This window comes from Streptosporangium sp. NPDC051023 (assembly GCF_040689595.1).
Taxonomy (GTDB): Bacteria; Actinomycetota; Actinomycetes; order Streptosporangiales; family Streptosporangiaceae; genus Streptosporangium.
Map to the genome: position 1 here is coordinate 1 of NZ_JBFBCE010000030.1, position 16,982 is coordinate 16,982.

The window sequence follows — 16,982 nt, forward strand, 5'->3', positions numbered from 1 at the left end:
ACCTCCACCAGGGTCATCCGGCCCTCGGTGACGGTGCCGGTCTTGTCCAGCACCACGGTGTCGACGGCGCGGGTGGACTCCAGCACCTCGGGGCCCTTGATCAGGATGCCGAGCTGGGCGCCCCTGCCGGTGCCGACCAGCAGCGCGGTCGGGGTGGCCAGGCCCAGCGCGCACGGGCAGGCGATGATCAGCACCGCCACCGCCGCGGTGAAGGCCGCCTCGGCCCCGCCTCCGACGCCCAGCCAGAAGCCGAGCGTGGCCAGGGCCAGCGCGATCACGATGGGCACGAAGATCCCGGAGATCCGGTCGGCCAGCCGCTGCACCTGAGCCTTGCCGGTCTGGGCGTCTTCGACCAGGCGGGCCATCTGGGCGAGCTGGGTGTCGGCTCCGACGCGGGTGGCGCGGACCACCAGGCGGCCTCCGGCGTTGACGGTCGCGCCGGTCACGGTGTCGCCGGGCCGTACCTCGACGGGCACGGACTCGCCGGTCAGCATCGAGGCGTCCACGGCCGAGGAGCCCTCCTCGACCACTCCGTCGGTCGCGATCTTCTCACCCGGCCGCACCACGAACAGGTCACCGGCCCTGAGCCTTTCCACCGGGATGAGCCTGCCCGAGGCCAGCGTGACCTCCTTGGCCCCCATCGACAGCAGGGCCCGCAGCGCCGCGCCGGCCCTGCGCTTTGACCGGGCCTCGAAGTAGCGGCCCGCCAGGATGAACGCGGTCACCCCGGAGGCGGCCTCGAAGTAGACGTTTCCCGTGCCGTCGCCCCCGGTGAGGGCGTGCTCGAAACCGTGCCGCAGGTCGGGGGCGCCCGCCGTACCGAAGAACAGCGCCCAGAGCGACCAGCCGAAGGCGGCGAGCGTGCCCAGAGAGACGAGGGTGTCCATGGTGGCGGCGCCGTGGCGCAGGTTGGTCCAGGCCGCCCGGTGGAAGGGCCAGCCCGCGTAGGTCACGACCGGCGTGGTCAGCGCGAGGGAGAGCCACTGCCAGTTGTCGAACTGCAGCACCGGGATCATCGCCATCGCGATGACCGGCACCGACAGCACGACCGAGACGACCAGACGCCGCCTGAGCGAGGCGAGATCGTCCTCCTCCTCGCGTGTCTCCTCCTCGGCGGGCAGTTCCGCGGTGTAGCCCGCCTTCTCCACCTCCGCGACGAGGTCCTGCGGACTGACGTTCCCGTTGAAGGAGATCTTCGCCCTCTCGGTGGCGTAGTTGACCGTCGCGGTCACGCCGTCGAGCCTGTTCAGCTTGCGCTCGATGCGGTTGGCGCAGGACGCGCAGGTCATGCCGCCGATGGCGAGCTCGATCTCGCCGTCGACCGCCGCCCGCCCCGTGGTGGTCATGGACGTCACGCTCACTCCTCGTAGCTTGTCCTCACCATCCTGCGCGGCCCGTCGCCGCAGGGGGTAATCGGGACCCCCTGGGCGACGATCCGGCGCGTCACGCCAACGCGCTGCCTGCAGCCCGGTGGAAAGGCGCCCGCCATGCCCGTCACCGGAACGACGCGGGCGGCGACGGCGATGACGACCGGGTGGGTGGCGGTGACGAGGACCCACAGGTCACCGAGGAAGTCGATGAAGTCCGGGGCGAGGAGACTCGACGCGATCTCCCCGCCGGAATCCGCCCTCCCCTGGGAGTCGGTTCGGTGAAGGTCAGCCAGGCAGGCGCCTGACCCGCTCAGCGGCCGGGTCGTAGAGAGGTTCCGCGGCGACGGCCGCGCCGACCCATGTGCCGGTGACGCCGACCTCGACGCGGTCGCCGGGAGCGGTTTCCTCCGGCAGGTAGGCGTAGGCGATCGAGAGGTCGACGCGGTGGCCGTACCCGCCGCTGGTCACCCGGGAGGCGGGCGCGCCGCCGAGACGGACCGGCTCGCCGCCGAGGCAGACCTGGCCGGGGTCGTCGAGCACGAGGCAGCGCAGCCGCGTGGCGGACGCGTCCACCCCCTCGTCCCCCTGGCCGGGCGAGCCGGGACGGGAGGACCTGGCCGACTCGAGCGCGGACCTGCCGAGGAAGTCCTTGTCCCCGGCCACCGCGAAGCCCAGGCCCGCCTCGACGGGGGTGGTCTCCGGGGTGATGTCCAGGCCCCACACCCGATAGCCCTTCTCCAGGCGCATCGAGTCGATCGCGCGATAGCCCGCCGGGCGCATGCCGTACGGCGTGCCCGCCTCCACGAGCGCGTCCCACAGCGTGAGCCCGTACTCGGAGGGGCAATAGAGCTCCCAGCCGAACTCGCCGACGAACGTCACCCGCTGGGCCAGCACGGGGACGTTCCCCACGGTGATCTCCCTGGCCTTCATGTATCCGAAGGTCAGGTCGTCGTCGGAGAGCGATCCGAGGATGTCCAGCGCTCTGGGTCCCCACAGGCAGTAGCAGGCGTTGGCCGAGGTGACGTCCCGCACGTCGAGGCCGTGACCGCGCAGCCAGGCCGCGTCGTGGACACCGAAGGCGGTGCCGGTGACCAGGCGGAAGCGGTCCTCGGACAGGCGGGTGACGGTCAGGTCGGCCTCGATGCCGCCACGCCCGTTGAGAAGCTGGGTGTAGACGATCGAGCCGGGGGGTCGATCGAGCTGCCCCGCGCACAGCCATTGCAACCCCGCCAGCGCCTGGGGGCCTGAGACTTCGAGCTTCGAGAACGAGGTCTGGTCGAACAGGCCCGCGGCGTCCCGGGTGGCCAGGCACTCCTCACGGATCGCCGAGGACCAGACTCGTCCCGCCCAGCCCACGGGACGCCCCGGCCCCGCCTGACCGGGTTCTGCATGAGTCGCGTTGGACTCGAACCAGTTGACTCGCTCCCAGCCCGCCTTCTCGCCGAACACCGCGCCCAGCTCCGCGTGCCGTACCCAGGCGGGAGAGCGGCGCAGCGGCCGGGCGGCGGTGCGTTCCTCCCCGGGGTAGACGATGTCGTAGTACTTGGAGTAGGAGTCCAGTGCCTTGGCCCGCGCCCACCGGGCGGACCGCGCGTGAGCCCCGAACCTGCGCAGGTCCATGCCGAACACGTCGTACTCCGGCGAGCCGTCCACGATCCACTCGGCCATGACCTTGCCGACGCCGCCCGCCGCGGCCAGGCCGTGGACGCAGAACCCGGCCGCCGCCCACACCCCCCTGACCGTGGTCTCCCCCAGCAGGAACTCCCCGTCCGGGGTGAAGGCCTCCGGCCCGTGGACGACCTTCACGATCGAGGTACGGCCCAGCGCGGGCACCCGCCGCCCCGCCGACTCCCACGATTCCTGAAATTTCGGCATATCAGGGGAGAACAGCGTCCGGGGCTCAGCCAGCGGCCGTTCGGTGTCCCAGACCTCCGGAGTCCGGATGTAGCCGCCGACCAGGATCCCGCCGCCCTCCTCCCTGAAGTAGACGATGTTGTCCGGGTCGCGGACCGTGGGCGCGGCGGAGGAGACCCCGAAGGGCTCGGTCACGACGTACTGGTGCTTGATCGGCACGATCGGGATGTCCACCCCGGCCAGCCGCCCGACCCGCCCGCTGGCGGCTCCCGCCGCGATGACCACGGTGTCCGCCCGGAGCGACCACTCCTCCCAGACCGGACCGGCGCCCGCGCCGACCTCCGCGCCCACGCCTGCGCCTGCCTCCATAGCCGTGGCCGTGGCCGCGCTGACTGTCCCCAGGACCGCGCCCGGCTCGGCGCGTGACGCCAGGCGGACGCCGGAGACCTCGCCGCCGACCACCTCGATCCCCGTCACCCGGGTGCCGGTGAGGATCCGCACCCCCAGCTTCTCCGCCCCCGCGGCCAGCGCCCTGGCCAGCAGCGCGGGGTCGAGCCAGCCGTCGCCCGGCAGCCAGAGCGCGGCACGCACGTCGCGCACGTCGAGCAGCGGGAGCATCTCCCCCGCCTCGGCGCCGGAGACGACGGAGAGGTCCAGGCCGTAGGTCTCCCCCGCGCCCGCGAGGCGCAGTGACTCCTCGACCCGTTCCCGCGTGGTCGCCAGGCGAAGACCTCCGACCCCGTGCCAGCCCGGGTCCATCCCGGTCAGTTCGGCCAGCTCGGGATAGAGCCCGGCCGAATACATGATCATCTTGGTCTGGGTGACCGTCGAGCGGAGCTGCCCGACGAAACCGGCCGAGTGCCAGGTGGTCCCCTCCGTCAGCTCGTGCTGCTCGACGAGGACGATCTCGGTCCAGCCGAGTCTGGCCAGATGGTAGGCGACGCTGCATCCGGCCACCCCGCCGCCGATCACGACGGCCCTTGCGGAGTCGGGAAGTTCCACGGTCGGCAACCCCTCTGTAACGACTCTGTCCGCGAAATCAGATCAATGGTATGAAGGTAGGCCAAAGGAGTTCGGCATGCCAGATGCTCTCGCAGATGTCCGAAAGTGGGCAGGACAGCCCGTCACCGAGACGCCGATCAAGGGCGGTCTGAGTCACCGGATCGCCCGCCTGGACGCGGCCGACGGGCAGCGCTGGCTGCTGCGGGTGCTCGACCCCCGGGTCTCGGCGGCCGGGCTCGGCATCCCCCTCGACCTGGAGATCGCCAACACGGTGCTGGCGGCCGAGACCGGGGTCGGCCCGCGCGTCCTGCGGCGGATGCCCGGCGCCCTGCTGCTGGAGTATCTGGACGGCACAACCCTGGACGCGGACGCCGTGCGCGCGCTCCCCGGGCCGATCGCGGCAGCCTGCCGCAGGCTGCACTCGGGACCCCGGTTCGTCAACGACTTCTCCATCTTCCGCAAGCTCGAACGCTTCCTCGAGGTGTGCCGTACCCACGAACTGCGCACACCCGACGGCTACGAGAACCTGCTGGAAGCCGCGTCGGAGATCGAACACGCTCTGGCCGCGGACCCGCTGCCCACCGTGCCCTGCCACAACGACCTGCTGCCCGCCAACCTCATCCGCTGCGGCGCCGAGGTCAGGATCGTGGACTACCAGCTCTCCGGGAACAACGACCCGGCCTTCGAGCTGGGCGACATCGCCGCCGAGGCGGAGTACGACCCCGATCTGACCCGCGCGCTGGCCCGCGCCTACTTCGGCGAGGACACCCCCCGGCTGACCGCCAGGGTCAGCCTCAACCTGATCATGTCCAACCTGACCTGGACCCTCTGGTTCGCCGTGCACCACGGGCTGCTCAGGGACCAGGCCGCCGCGGCCGACTTCGACTACGAGGCCGAGGCCGCGGGCAAGTTCGCGCGAGCCGTACGAGACCTGGACGACCCGGGGTTCGGGCGGCTCGTCGATGACGTCCGGGGCTCACACCCCGGATCCTTCACCCCCCGCAACACACGCAAGACGCAAGGAGGCTTGAATGACCAAGCCAGCCCCGCAGGACGAGGACGCGAAGAGACTCGCTGAACTCGGATACAAGCAGGAGCTGTCCCGCACCTGGAGCGGCTTCTCCAACTTCGCCATCTCCTTCTCGATCATCTCCATCCTCGCCGGCTGCTTCACCACCTTCGGCCAGGCGTGGAACAACGGCGGTCCGATCGCCATCTCGTGGGGCTGGCCGCTGATCTCGATCTTCATCCTGATCATCGGTCTGTGCATGTCCGAGCTTGTCTCCGCCTATCCGACGGCGGGCGGCATCTACTGGTGGGCCGCCAAGATGGGCAGGCCGGTCCACGGCTGGTTCACCGGGTGGTTCAACCTCATCGGGCTGATCGCGGTGACCGCCTCGGTCGACTACGGCTGCGCGACGTTCATGAACATCACCCTCAGCCGGTTCTTCACCGGCTGGGATCCCAACCTCACCAACGCGTTCCTGTTGTTCGCGGTGATCCTCGTGCTGCACGCCCTGATCAACATCTTCAGCCACCGGCTGATCGCGATCCTGCAGAACGTCTCGGTGTGGTGGCACGTGTTCGGCGCGGCGGTGGTGGTGCTCATCCTGGTCTTCGGCCCCGACTCGCACCAGTCGATGTCGTTCGTCTTCACCGAGACGATCAACAACTCCGGGTTCTCCGACTCCTCGTACTGGTTCTACGTGCTCCCGCTCGGCTTCCTGCTGACCCAGTACACGATCACCGGCTTCGACGCCTGCGCGCACGTGTCCGAGGAGACGCAGGGCGCCTCGACCGCCGCCGCCAGGGGACTGTGGCAGTCGATCTTCTACTCGGCGATCGGCGGCTGGATCCTGCTTCTCGCCTTCCTGTTCGCGGCGACCGACGTGGACGCGGTCAACAAGGCGGGCGGCTTCGTCGGCGCCATCTTCGACACCGCGCTCCCCGGCAACCTGGCCACGGCGATCTTCGCGATCTCCACCATCGGCCAGTTCTTCTGCGGCATGAGCTGCGTGACGTCGATGTCCCGGATGACCTACGCCTTCTCCAGGGACGGCGCCGTCCCCGGCTGGCGTCTGTGGTCCAAGGTCGACGTCAACCGGACGCCGGTCAACGCGATCATCTTCGGCTGCGTCGCCGCGCTCATCCTGACCCTTCCCGCCCTCTACCAGGCCCCCGGCGGCCTCCCGCTGGCGTTCTACGCGGTGGTCTCGGTCGCGGTCATCGGCCTCTACATCGCCTTCGCGATCCCGATCTGGCTCAGGCTGCGGATGGGCGACCGGTTCGAGCCGGGCCCGTGGACCCTGGGCTCGAAGTACAAGGTCATGTGCTGGATCGCGATCATTGAGATCGTCATCGTGTCGATCTACTTCATCATGCCGCTGGTCCCCGCGGCGGTGCCGTTCAGCAAGGACTTCACCTGGACCGCGGTGAACTACGCGCCCATCGTGGTCGGTGTGATGGTGCTCGGCATCGGCCTGTGGTGGGCGCTGTCGGCCCGGCACTGGTTCACCGGGCCGCGCCGTACGGTGGACGAGGTCGGCGAGGACCAGCCGGAGCCGGTCGGCTGACCGGCCCGGGACAGCGGCGCCCGGACAGCGGCGGCCGGACAGCCGCGGACCCCGCCTCGGACTCAGGGCCCGGGGCGGGGGTCGGCAGGTCAGCGCGCCTCGAAGGCCTCCGCGACAGCGGCCCTGACCCGGTCCATGGTTCCGGTGGCCGGGGCCTCCCTGTCCACCGAGGTCATGTCGACGTCGGGCATGCCGCAGGCAACCGCCCAGCCCCACGGGGTCAGGTCGCCGTCGACGTTGAGGGCGAACCCGTGGCTGGTGACGCCGCGGCTCTGCCGCATGCCGATCGAGACGATCTTCCGGCCCGTCCGCGTCGTCCACACGCCGGTCAGCAGCGCGGAGCCCTGCGGGGTGTCACGGCGCTCCGCCTGGACGCCGAGCGTGCCGAGCGCGCGCACCAGCCTGAGCTCGACCTCGCGGACGTAGTCGACGATCCCCTCGGTCTCGTCGAGCTTGACGATCAGATAGCCGACCAGCTGGCCGGGTCCGTGGTAGGTGAGCTGCCCGCCCCGGCCCGTGCTTACGATCGGAATGCCGTGGGAGGGATCGGGCAGGTGCTGCTGCAGGGTGCGCCTTCCGGCGGTGTAGACCTGCGGATGACTGAGCAGCCAGAGCGTGTCGGGGCGCTCGTCGCGCTGCCGCTGACCGACCAGGTCGGTCATCCGCTCCATCGCCTTCTCGTAGTCGACCAGGTCGTCCTGCACCAGTTCCAGCGGCCGTTCCCTCATGCCCCCAGAGTAGTTGTCAGTAGCGGACGGACGGAGCCTGGGGGATGAAGATCCACATCAGGATGTAGGCGACCCACATTGGTCCCGGCAGGAGGGAGAGCAGCAGCCACAGCACACGGACGACCGTGGGCGACCAGCCGAGGCTCTCCGCGATGCCGCCGCAGACGCCGGCGAGGATCTTGTGGTTTCTCGAACGGTGCACTTGTCGCTCCCTGGGTCGTTGTTGTTCACCCGGTTCAACGAAGGGCGGAAAACCTCTCGTTCCCGAGGAGACCCTGAGAAAACCCTGACAGGGTTCACACCGATGCCGGGACGTCCTGTCCCGGGCACCCCGCGACCAGAGGCGGTCACGGGTGGATCCGCTGGTCGCGACCGACGTCGACCGGCCACATGGCCGGTCGCGACCAGCGGGCGGACGTGCGTCCCCGCTCGCGTGGGACCTCTCCTACCGGCCCTACTGGCCGAGAATCCTGCGTACCCAGGTACGGCGGGTCTCAAGGGCGTAGACGCCCAGCCTGCTCTCCGGGAAGTACATCTCGAAGCCGTGGAAGCCACCGCTCCACACGTGGAGCTCGGCCTCGCCGCCCGTGGCCCAGATGCGGTTGGCGTACTCGACGGACTCGTCACGGAACAGCTCCGCCGAGCCCAGCTCGATGTACGCCGGAGGCAGGCCGGACAGGTCGGTGGCCCGCGCGGGCGCGGCGTACGGCGAGACGTCGGGGCCGCCAACCGTGTCGCCGAGCACCGACTTCCAGGCGAAGAGGTTGGCGGCCCTGTCCCAGGTGCCGATCCCGTCGTACTGGTAGGTCGAGACGGCCTCGTTGCGGTCGTCCAGCATGGGGACCAGCAGGAGCTGTCCGGCCAGCTTGGGGCCCTTGCGGTCGCGGGCCATCAGCGACATCGCGGCGGCCAGGTTGCCGCCCGCGCTGCCGCCCATGACGATCAGGCGGTCCGGGTCGTAGCCCAGTTCCTCGGCGTGGTCGGCCATCCAGAGCAGACCGGCGTAGCAGTCCTCCGCGGGGCCGGTTCCCGGGTTCTCCGGGGCGAGGCGGTACTCCACGTTGACCACGACGAAGCCGAACTCGACGATCATGTCGACCAGGCGGGGGGTGTCCATGTGCCGGTTGCCCATGACCAGGCCGCCGCCGTGCATGTTGTACAGGCCGGGAGCGCCCTGGACTCGCTCCTTCGGCCGCAGGATGGTGACGGCCAGATCGGGGGCTCCCTGCCGGCCCGGGATCGTGCGCTCCTCGAACTCGACGGGCCGGTCACCGATGACCACCGCGGGAGGCTGGGCCATGGCCTCGCCGCCCGCGCGCGCGGCGGACAGCGTCTCCGCGCTCAGCGGCGGCGGCGGCGGGTTGTCACCGCTCATCGCGGCGAGCATCTCCCCGAGCTCGGGGTCGAAGGGGACGGGGGAAACAGTCGTCATGGGGGGACCTCGGTCATCATGAAACGGCGGGCACAGTCGCCCGTTTCGGACAGCCTAAATTGCCGGTTCGGCCCTTCGAATTCGGACCCCTAACCATATACGATTTCCTGTCGGTTTCATGGTCGGAAGGCCGCGGCACGGCCGGGAGAACGTCGAAGACCTCCGTGGAACACCCCCGGCCGCGCGCCCGCCCACCCCGAGGGGGAGATCAGTCGTCGAAGGTGTACCTCCGCCCGTCAGGCCCCTCGGAGACGTGCACCTTCGCCTCGGGCTCGTCCCGCTGCTGGACGGAGACCTCCCAGTTCCCCGCCTCGGGCCTGAGGGTGCCCAGGAGCCGGTTGGCGTTCTTCGAGGCGGCCTGCAGGTCGGAGGTGAAGTCGGTCCCGCCGGGCAGCCGGTCGCGCCGTACCACAGCGACCGTGATCTCGGTCGGTCCGCCTCCGGAGCTGCTGAACTCCCACAGGGCGGGCTTGGCCCCGCACGGCAGCGACTTGGCGAGGACTCCGCTCCTGTCGGCCTTTCCGGCCCAGATGAAGGCGTGCAGGTCCTCGCCCGCGCACCTGACATACACCCGTGCCCCGTCCTTGACCTCGACCTTGAGGGCGAACCTCTTGTTGATCTCGGTGTAGCGGTGCCCCTCTACCTGGTGACCGTTGGGCACTCCCGCGAGGTTCCGCTCGCCCCGCGCGGCGAACGTCGTGCCGTCCAGGCAGATGTCCGGGGAGCAGGACGAGGTGAGGACGTACCCGTCGTGGACCGCGATCTCCCACAGGCCCGCACCCGGCGTGGCGTCCGCGAGCACCCGGTCGAAGTCCCCGGAGGAGAGAGCGCCGTCGCTTCGATCCCTGATGTCCTGCGACACCTGGGAGGCGGGCACGGTGAACGCCTCAACCGTGACGGGGACACCCTCCCTCGCCTCGCCGAGGGAGCCGCTCATGGTCCACTGGGTGTCGTCCGCCCCGCACTGTCCGCCGTCCACCTGGTCGCCCAGGCGCACGAACGCCCAGCCCGCCGCGCAGTTCACCCGATAGAAGGTCCTGCCGCTCCTGGGCGTGAACGAGAGCCGCTCCACCTTGCCCGTGCTCTCCGAGCGCGCGCCCGCCAGCCGTACCCCCTCCTTATTCTCCCCCGGGCTCCCTTTCTCGCCCACACTGGCCGCGATATTGGCCTGACGTCCCTTTCCCCCAGGCAGGCCGGCCAGCAGGGACGGCGTCAGCACGGCCAGGACCGCGAGCGCGGCGGCCAGCGTCCCCGCCGCCGCCCACCGGCGCCCGCGCCTGATCCTCCGTCCCCGCGCGAGGATGCCGTCGAGGCCCGCGGCGCCCCCGCGGCCGCCGCCCTCGCTCCGCGCGGCGAGCAGTTCCCTCAGGTCGTGCTCGGTGTGGCTCATCGCTCCGCTCCCGTCATCGTCTGAACACCCTGGTCGACCCGTAACCGGGTCAGCGCCCTGCCGAGCTGGCTCTTGACCGCCCCGACCGAGCAGCCGAGCACGTCGGCGACCTGGGTCAGGGTCATCTCCTCGAAGTAGTGCAGGACGACCACCGCGCGCTGACGGTTCGACAGCGCGCCGATCGCCGTCCAGAGCGCGTCCCTCTCCCCGAGGTCGCGGGTGAAGTCCCGCGCGACCGCCCGCTCGGGCAGCTCCGCCGTCGGGACCTCTCCCCGCCAGCGCCGCCGCCACCACGAGGCGTGCGTGTTCGCGATGATCCGGTAGACGTACGGGTCGGGATCGCCGTCGATCCTGCGCCAGGCCAGCCACGCCTTGGCCAGCGCCGTCTGCACCAGGTCCTCGGCGACCGCCCAGTCCCTGGTGAGGAGATACGCCGTTCTTCGCAGCCGTTCGTTACGCTGCGCGACGTACTCCACGAACTCAGTCATTCTTGCCTCCAGCGTTACGCCTTCGAGGATGACTACCGCTCGGGCCCGGCATCCGGATGACAGCCGATCTCAACCGAATGACCGGGTCACGTAAGCCCCCCGGCTCCGCTAGCCTCGCCTACGTCACGCATACGCGCTGGGACGGAAGGTGCCCAAGTTGATCGGCTGGTTCGAAGCGGTGGTCCTCGGGCTCGTTCAGGGATTGACAGAGTTTCTGCCGATCTCCTCCAGCGCCCACATCAGGGTCGTATCAGCACTGTTCGGCTGGTCCGATCCGGGAGCCGCGTTCACCGCGGTGATCCAGATCGGCACCGAGGCCGCGGTGGTCATCTACTTCCGCAAGGAGATCTGGGAGATCATCTCCACCTGGGTCAGGGCGCTGTGGACACCCGCCCTGCGCGCGCACCACGCCGCCAGGATGGGCTGGTACATCATCGTCGGCACCCTGCCGATCGTGGTGCTCGGCCTGCTGTTCAAGGACAGCATCGAGACCGTCTTCCGCGACCTGCGCCTGATCGGCACCACGCTCATCGTCTTTGGAGCGATCCTCTGGTTCGCCGACCGTACGGCCCGCAACAAACTGACCCTGGAGCGGCACCTCAGCTTCCCGCACGCCCTGATCTACGGCTTCGCCCAGTCGCTCGCCCTCATCCCCGGCGTCTCCCGCTCCGGCGGCACGGTCAGCGCGGGCCTGCTGCTCGACTACCGCAGGGAGGAAGCGGCGAAGTACTCCTTCCTGCTGGCCATCCCGGCGGTGCTCGGCGCGGGCCTGCTGGAGCTGTTCAAGATCGGCGACGGTGCGAGCCCCGCCTGGGGCCCGACGATCCTGGCCACCGTGATCTCGTTCGTCGTCGGCTACGCGGCGGTCGCGTGGTTCCTGAAGTACATCAGCACGCACAGGTTCACCGGCTTCGTGATCTACCGGATCGTCCTCGGCATCGCCATCATCGCCCTGGTGAGCCTCGACGTCCTCAAGCCCCTGGCCTGAAAGGCTCCCGACGAGAGCAGGGCCACCCCCGACGGGGGTGGCCCTGTTCGTTTGAGGCAGGCCGTTCTGAGTCTCGTCGGCTATGTTCCGGCCGATCCGACCCGGCGTGCCTTCACATGAATTCGCGGCCTAGAGGAAGTAGTAGACGTCGACCTTACCGTCGGCACGGTTGGAGAAGACGGCCTCTCCCGCCACCTGGGCCGGAGCGCTGTTGACGAACGCGACGGCGGCCGCCGGATTGGCCTGAACGGTCTGCCGCCAGATCTTGGGGGCTGCCGCAAGGCTTCCCTTGCTGACATTCTGCGCTTCGCTCATGCTGATCACTGCCTTTCTGCCAACTGACTCTCACCGAACGCGGCCCAACCCATGTATTTCACGACACAAAAGAAATGCATATGGCCTACGAGTCACATCGGACTCGAATTCGGATAGGAAAAGCATTCTGTCGTGATCAACAAAATGCCAAATATGCATTTTTTTAGGAAAATGGTATTTGAGTAATCGCGGCAGACGGGCCTGCCGCCGTCCCGCGGACGGCCCAGGTCGGAGAGACTGGCCTGGTGCGTTCAGACTGGTCCGGCCTTCCCGTCCGCCACGTCCTGCCCGAACTGTTCGCGGCCCTGGACGAGCGGGGCGTCGCCGTGCTCACCGCGCCGCCGGGCACCGGCAAGACCACGCTCGTCCCGCTCGCGCTGGCCGGGCTGATCGGCGACCTCGCGCAGGCCGGGCCGGGCGGCGCCCCGCCGCCGAGGCGGGTGGTCGTGGCCGAACCCCGCCGCATGGCGGTGCGGGCCGCGGCGCGGCGGATGGCGTGGCTGCTGGAGTCCGAGGTCGGCGCGGAGGTCGGGTTCTCGGTGCGCGGCGAGCGCCGGGCCGGCGCGAAGACGGTCGTCGAGGTCGTCACCACGGGAGTGCTCCTGCAGCGGCTCCAGCGCGATCCCGAACTCGAGGGCGTGGACGTGGTGCTGCTGGACGAGTGCCACGAACGTCATCTGGACGCCGACACCGCCCTGGCCTTTCTCCTCGACGTCCGCTCAACCCTCCGCCCCGACCTGCGGCTCGTCGCGGCCTCCGCGACGGCGGACGCCGCCGCCCTGGCGGGACTGCTCGGCTCGGAGACGGCGGCGCCGATCGTGCACGCCTCCGGTACCGCCCACCCCGTCACCCCCGTCTGGGCGCCCCCGCCCAGGCCGGTGACGCCCCCGCGCGGCCTGCGGGTTGATCCCGCGTTCCTGTCCCACGTGGCCGACGTCGTACGGCGTGCGCTGGGCGAGCAAGAGGGGGACGTGCTGTGCTTCCTGCCGGGGGTCGGCGAGATCGGCAGGGTGGCCGCGGCGCTCCAGGCCGCCGGGAAGGTCCGCGATACCGGGAAGGTCCGCGATACCGGGGAGGTCCACGGTGCCGGGGAGGTCCGGGGCGTCGAGGTGCTCCAGGTGCACGGCCAGGCCCCGGCCCGTGTCCAGGACGCCGTGCTGTCACCGGGCACGCGCAGGCGGGTCGTGCTCGCCACCTCGGTCGCCGAGTCGAGCCTGACCGTTCCCGGCGTCCGGATCGTGGTCGACTCCGGTCTCGCCCGCGAACCCCGCACCGATCACGCCAGGGGGCTCGGCTCGCTGACCACGGTCCGGGTGTCCAGGGCCTCCGCCACCCAGCGCGCGGGCCGGGCGGGGCGTGAGGCGCCGGGCCTGGTCTACCGGTGCTGGTCCCAGGCCGAGCACGACAGGCTTCCCGAGCACGCCCAGCCCGAGATCGCCCTCGCCGACCTGACCGGCTTCGCCCTCCAGGCGGCCTGCTGGGGCGACCCCGCCGCCACCGGGCTGGCTCTGCTCGACCCGCCCCCGCCCACCGCGCTGGACGCCGCCCGACGGACCCTGCACGCCCTGGGCGCCCTGGACGCGCCCGAGGGCCGGGTCACGGCCAGAGGCCGCCGGATGGCGGAGGCAGGGGTCCACCCTCGCCTTGCCCGGGCCCTGCTCGACGTCGGGGCCGGGGCGGCCGAGGTGGTCGCGCTGCTGTCCGAGCAACTTCCCCGAGACGCGGACGACGACCTGGTCGCGGTCTGGCGCGCGGCCCGCCGGGGCGGCGACGGGTTCGCCGCCCGCTGGCGTCAGGAGGCGAAACGCCTGGCCCTGGCCGTGGCCCGGCGGGAGCGGCCTCCCCGGTCCGGCTCCGCCGCGAACTCACGCCCTGCCGAGGCCACCGCGACCGAACCGCCACAGCCAGGCGAGGGCGCGGTTACCGTGCCGCAGAAGCCAGGCGAGGGCACGGTGACCATGCCGCAGAAGCCAGGCGACGACGCGGTGGCCGGGCTGGTCGTGGCACTGGCCTACCCGGAGCGGGTGGCCAGGCGGCGGGGCGGCTCCTATCTGATGGCGTCGGGAACGGCGGCCGAGCTACCGCCTGGGTCGCGGCTGGGGAGTGCGGAATGGCTCGCGGTCGCGGTCGCGGACCGGCCCGCCGGGTCGGCGGCGGCCCGTGTCAGGCAGGCCGTGGTGATCGATGAGGAGATCGCCAGGTTCGCCGCGGCCCCCCTGTACGGCTCCGCGGAGGAGATCGGATGGCGGGTCCCGCCGGGTGAGCGGCGCGGCGACGTCTCGGCCCGCCGCGTCGAGCGCCTCGGCGCCATCGAGCTGTCCTCTGCCCCGTTGCGCGACGCCGACGTCAGGCCCGCCCTCCTGTACGGCCTGCGCACCGAGGGCCCGTCGATCCTGCGGTGGACGTCCGAGGCCGTCGCCCTGCGCGAGCGTCTGGCCTTCTGCCACCGCACGCTCGGTGACCCCTGGCCCGCCGTCGACGACGCGGCCCTGGCCGACGCGGCCGACCTGTGGCTGGAGCCCGAGCTGTCCCGTGCCCGCCGCAGGGCCGACCTGGAACGCCTCGACGTGGCCTCGGCGCTCGGCCGCCTGGTGCCCTGGAGCGCGCGTCTCGAGGACACCGCTCCCGAGCGGATCGAGGTGCCGAGCGGGTCACGGATCAGGGTCGACTACTCCGGTGAGCAGCCGATCCTGGCCGCCAAGCTCCAGGAGCTGTTCGGCTGGGATGAGACACCGCGCGTCGCGGGGGTGCCGCTGGTGATCCACCTGCTCTCCCCCGCGGGGCGTCCCGCCGCGGTCACCGCCGACCTGGCCTCCTTCTGGCGCGGTGACGGCTACCGCTCGGTCAGGGCGGAACTGCGCGGCCGTTACCCCAGGCATCCCTGGCCGGAGGATCCGCTGTCCGCCGTGGCCACCCGCCGTACCAATCCCCGCCGCTGAGCGGGCCCGGCCGTCACCACACCAGGCGGTCCCCCACGGGAACGACGTCCTCGAAACGGATGACCGGGAAGTCCATCGAGTAGATGCCGCCGCCGGTTGCGGAGGAGACCGCAAGGGCCGCCCGGTAGAGGATCTCCATGTCGGAGCGGTGCGGATCACGTGCCTCGATCTCCAGGCCGACCACGTGGCCCGAGTCATGCGCGGGCCCGCCGGGGGACAGGCGCCCTGGGCGGCGCGGAGGGTGGTTCGGGTACTCGTAGGTGACGAGGATGGGGTCGCCCTTCCTGCCCTCGATGCGGCAGACGCGCAGGTCGTGGTCGTGGTCGACGGTCCGCTCGCCGAGGATGGGACATACCAGCTCGGCGACCCTCTCGCAGCCGACGCGGAGGTGGCCGTCCAGACGGACCTCAAGGTCAACGTAGGCGCAGGCGTCGTCGTACTCCCCCGGCGGATACAGGGTGCCGCCGAGACGGGCGGCCAGGCCCGCCAGGAGGTAGCGGCTCGCGGCTCGCCCGCCGCCGCAGGCGATGACCGCTCCGCGCCTGCCCGCGGGGACTCGTGCCAGCGTGGCCTGATCCTCGGTGACCTCGGCGAGACGCAGCCTGGTACCCCGCGCGGTGAACCGGTCCCCGGAGACGGTCAGGCCGGGGTCGTACAGGCGGAGCAGGGTCTCCAGCCTGTCGGGGTCGGTCGGGCGATGGGTGAGCAGGGCGGGGTTGAGGCGTAGCTGCCGAGCCGTGCGATCGAGGAACCACATGTCCCCGAGTGTGCCGACGGGCGCTTGGGGGTGGCTTGTGGTTCACATGCCCTCGAACAGGAGCTATCGTAGTGATATCACTTCGATAGCAAAGGTGGAGCACATGGAACGACGTGCCTTCCGGGTCAACGGTTTCGCCGTTCTGGTCGGGTTGCTGGTTCTCGGCGGGGTCCTGGCCGCGGCGGCGCTGGCGGTCAATGTCGGGGCTCTCGCCGTGGCCGCGGCCGTGTGGGGGGTGATCGCGATCATCGTGAGCACCGGCCTCGTGGTGATCAACCCGAACGAGGGGAAGGTCGTGCAGTTCCTCGGCCGCTACGTCGGATCGGTGAACGAAGCGGGTTTCCAGTGGGTGCTCCCGTTCACCAGCAAGCGGCGGATCACCCTGCGGGTCCGTAACTTCGAGACGGCCAAGCTCAAGGTGAACGACGCGGACGGCAACCCCGTCGAGATCGCCGCCGTCGTCGTCTACCGGGTGACCGACACGGCGAAGGCCGCGTTCGCCGTGGACGACTACGAGGAGTACATCGCGATCCAGTCGGAGGCCGCCGTACGGCACCTGGCCACCAGCCACCCTTACGACGCTCACGAGGAGAACCGCACCAGCCTGCGCGACGGCACCGAGGTCGCCGCCGAGCTCACCACCGAGCTGAGCGACCGCACCGAGCTCGCGGGGGTCGAGGTGCTGGAGGCGCGCATCACCCACCTCGCGTACGCTCCCGAGATCGCCCAGGCGATGCTCGTCCGCCAGCAGGCCACCCAGGTGGTCGCGGCGCGTACCCAGATCGTCGCGGGCGCTGTTGGTATGGTCCAGCTGGCACTGACCCGGCTGGCCGAGGAGGGCGTCGTGGAGCTCGACGAGGAGCGCAAGGCTCAGATGGTGTCCAACCTCCTGGTCGTCCTGTGCGGCGACCGGGCGACCCAGCCGGTGGTCAACGCCGGCAGTCTGTATGCCTGAGCGGAAAAAGATCCTGCTCAGACTGGATCAGACCGTCTACGAGGCGATCGCCAAGTGGGCGGCCGACGATCTGCGGAGTGTCAACGCCCAGCTGGAGTACGCGCTGCGCCTGGCACTCAGGGGAGCGGGCCGCGACCCCAGGCGAACCGAGCGGGATAACGCCGACGAGCTGGACAAGTCACCTGATTGAG

15 protein-coding genes are annotated in these 16,982 nt (G+C 70.6%); 6 read left to right on the plus strand and 9 right to left on the minus strand.

Annotation, left to right across the window (positions count from 1 at the left end; all coding sequences use genetic code 11):
* Positions 1-1,346, minus strand: a 1,346-nt coding sequence (locus tag AB0395_RS20660; RefSeq protein ID WP_366282891.1) for a heavy metal translocating P-type ATPase, incomplete at its 3' end; no start/stop codon positions are given.
* A gap of 309 nt (positions 1,347-1,655) precedes the next feature.
* Positions 1,656-4,226 carry an FAD-dependent oxidoreductase gene (locus AB0395_RS20665; RefSeq protein ID WP_366282725.1) on the minus strand — a complete coding sequence of 857 codons (2,571 nt, stop codon included), beginning with the start codon at positions 4,224-4,226 and terminating at the stop codon, positions 1,656-1,658.
* A gap of 76 nt (positions 4,227-4,302) precedes the next feature.
* Here AB0395_RS20665 and AB0395_RS20670 point away from each other — a divergent pair, with 76 nt between their 5' ends.
* Together AB0395_RS20670 and AB0395_RS20675 are read left to right on the plus strand one after the other, a co-directional pair.
* Positions 4,303-5,304: a phosphotransferase gene (locus AB0395_RS20670; RefSeq protein ID WP_366282727.1), complete on the plus strand. Its 1,002-nt coding sequence runs from the start codon at positions 4,303-4,305 to the stop codon at positions 5,302-5,304.
* Complete coding sequence (locus AB0395_RS20675; protein WP_366282729.1) at positions 5,258-6,799, plus strand: amino acid permease; 1,542 nt, start codon at positions 5,258-5,260, stop codon at positions 6,797-6,799. The genes AB0395_RS20670 and AB0395_RS20675 overlap by 47 nt, the downstream gene beginning before the upstream one ends.
* Before the next feature lie 89 nt (positions 6,800-6,888).
* Here AB0395_RS20675 and lipB read toward each other — a convergent pair whose 3' ends face one another.
* From lipB to AB0395_RS20700, 5 genes are all read right to left on the minus strand, one after another.
* The gene (gene lipB / locus AB0395_RS20680) at positions 6,889-7,527 is read right to left on the minus strand and encodes a lipoyl(octanoyl) transferase LipB (protein ID WP_366282731.1); all 639 of its coding nucleotides are present in this window, start codon (positions 7,525-7,527) and stop codon (positions 6,889-6,891) included.
* Between the two features lie 16 nt (positions 7,528-7,543).
* On the minus strand, positions 7,544-7,729 hold the full coding sequence (locus AB0395_RS20685) for a PspC domain-containing protein (protein ID WP_366282732.1): 186 nt from the start codon (positions 7,727-7,729) through the stop codon (positions 7,544-7,546).
* 252 nt (positions 7,730-7,981) lie between these two features.
* Positions 7,982-8,959: an alpha/beta hydrolase gene (locus tag AB0395_RS20690; RefSeq protein WP_366282734.1), complete on the minus strand. Its 978-nt coding sequence runs from the start codon at positions 8,957-8,959 to the stop codon at positions 7,982-7,984.
* A 208-nt stretch (positions 8,960-9,167) separates the two neighbouring features.
* A complete protein-coding gene (locus AB0395_RS20695) occupies positions 9,168-10,349 on the minus strand; it encodes a hypothetical protein (RefSeq protein ID WP_366282736.1) in 1,182 nt (393 codons plus the stop codon).
* Positions 10,346-10,837, minus strand: coding sequence for a SigE family RNA polymerase sigma factor (locus tag AB0395_RS20700; RefSeq protein WP_366282738.1), 492 nt, complete (start codon positions 10,835-10,837; stop codon positions 10,346-10,348). Before AB0395_RS20700 ends, AB0395_RS20695 begins: the two co-directional genes overlap by 4 nt.
* 148 nt (positions 10,838-10,985) lie before the next feature.
* Between AB0395_RS20700 and AB0395_RS20705 the strand changes: the two genes are divergently transcribed.
* Positions 10,986-11,825, plus strand: coding sequence for an undecaprenyl-diphosphate phosphatase (locus AB0395_RS20705; protein ID WP_366282740.1), 840 nt, complete (start codon positions 10,986-10,988; stop codon positions 11,823-11,825).
* Between the two features lie 129 nt (positions 11,826-11,954).
* Here AB0395_RS20705 and AB0395_RS20710 read toward each other — a convergent pair whose 3' ends face one another.
* Complete coding sequence (locus AB0395_RS20710) at positions 11,955-12,140, minus strand: hypothetical protein (protein WP_366282742.1); 186 nt, start codon at positions 12,138-12,140, stop codon at positions 11,955-11,957.
* A gap of 245 nt (positions 12,141-12,385) precedes the next feature.
* On the opposite strand from AB0395_RS20710, the gene AB0395_RS20715 reads away from it, so the two are divergent.
* Positions 12,386-15,079 carry an ATP-dependent helicase C-terminal domain-containing protein gene (locus AB0395_RS20715; protein ID WP_366282744.1) on the plus strand — a complete coding sequence of 898 codons (2,694 nt, stop codon included), beginning with the start codon at positions 12,386-12,388 and terminating at the stop codon, positions 15,077-15,079.
* Positions 15,080-15,092: 13 nt separating this feature from the next.
* On the opposite strand, the gene AB0395_RS20720 is transcribed toward AB0395_RS20715, so the two are convergent.
* Positions 15,093-15,836, minus strand: a complete 744-nt coding sequence (locus AB0395_RS20720; RefSeq protein WP_366282746.1) for a hypothetical protein — start codon at positions 15,834-15,836, stop codon at positions 15,093-15,095.
* Positions 15,837-15,939: 103 nt separating this feature from the next.
* Between AB0395_RS20720 and AB0395_RS20725 the strand changes: the two genes are divergently transcribed.
* Together AB0395_RS20725 and AB0395_RS20730 are read left to right on the plus strand one after the other, a co-directional pair.
* A complete protein-coding gene (locus AB0395_RS20725) occupies positions 15,940-16,791 on the plus strand; it encodes an SPFH domain-containing protein (protein ID WP_366282747.1) in 852 nt (283 codons plus the stop codon).
* Positions 16,784-16,981, plus strand: a complete 198-nt coding sequence (locus AB0395_RS20730; protein ID WP_366282748.1) for a hypothetical protein — start codon at positions 16,784-16,786, stop codon at positions 16,979-16,981. The genes AB0395_RS20725 and AB0395_RS20730 overlap by 8 nt, the downstream gene beginning before the upstream one ends.
* Position 16,982 lies beyond the last annotated feature (1 nt).

What these genes read in the sequence shown, in the direction of transcription:
- AB0395_RS20690 (WP_366282734.1), bottom strand. Translation starts at nt 8,959, where the DNA reads ATGACGACTGTTTCCCCCGTCCCCTTCGACCCCGAGCTCGGGGAGATG.
- AB0395_RS20695 (WP_366282736.1), bottom strand. Translation starts at nt 10,349, where the DNA reads ATGAGCCACACCGAGCACGACCTGAGGGAACTGCTCGCCGCGCGGAGC.
- AB0395_RS20670 (WP_366282727.1), top strand. Translation starts at nt 4,303, where the DNA reads ATGCCAGATGCTCTCGCAGATGTCCGAAAGTGGGCAGGACAGCCCGTC.
- AB0395_RS20720 (WP_366282746.1), bottom strand. Translation starts at nt 15,836, where the DNA reads ATGTGGTTCCTCGATCGCACGGCTCGGCAGCTACGCCTCAACCCCGCC.
- lipB (WP_366282731.1), bottom strand. Translation starts at nt 7,527, where the DNA reads ATGAGGGAACGGCCGCTGGAACTGGTGCAGGACGACCTGGTCGACTAC.
- AB0395_RS20710 (WP_366282742.1), bottom strand. Translation starts at nt 12,140, where the DNA reads ATGAGCGAAGCGCAGAATGTCAGCAAGGGAAGCCTTGCGGCAGCCCCC.
- AB0395_RS20730 (WP_366282748.1), top strand. Translation starts at nt 16,784, where the DNA reads ATGCCTGAGCGGAAAAAGATCCTGCTCAGACTGGATCAGACCGTCTAC.
- AB0395_RS20725 (WP_366282747.1), top strand. Translation starts at nt 15,940, where the DNA reads ATGGAACGACGTGCCTTCCGGGTCAACGGTTTCGCCGTTCTGGTCGGG.
- AB0395_RS20675 (WP_366282729.1), top strand. Translation starts at nt 5,258, where the DNA reads ATGACCAAGCCAGCCCCGCAGGACGAGGACGCGAAGAGACTCGCTGAA.
- AB0395_RS20700 (WP_366282738.1), bottom strand. Translation starts at nt 10,837, where the DNA reads ATGACTGAGTTCGTGGAGTACGTCGCGCAGCGTAACGAACGGCTGCGA.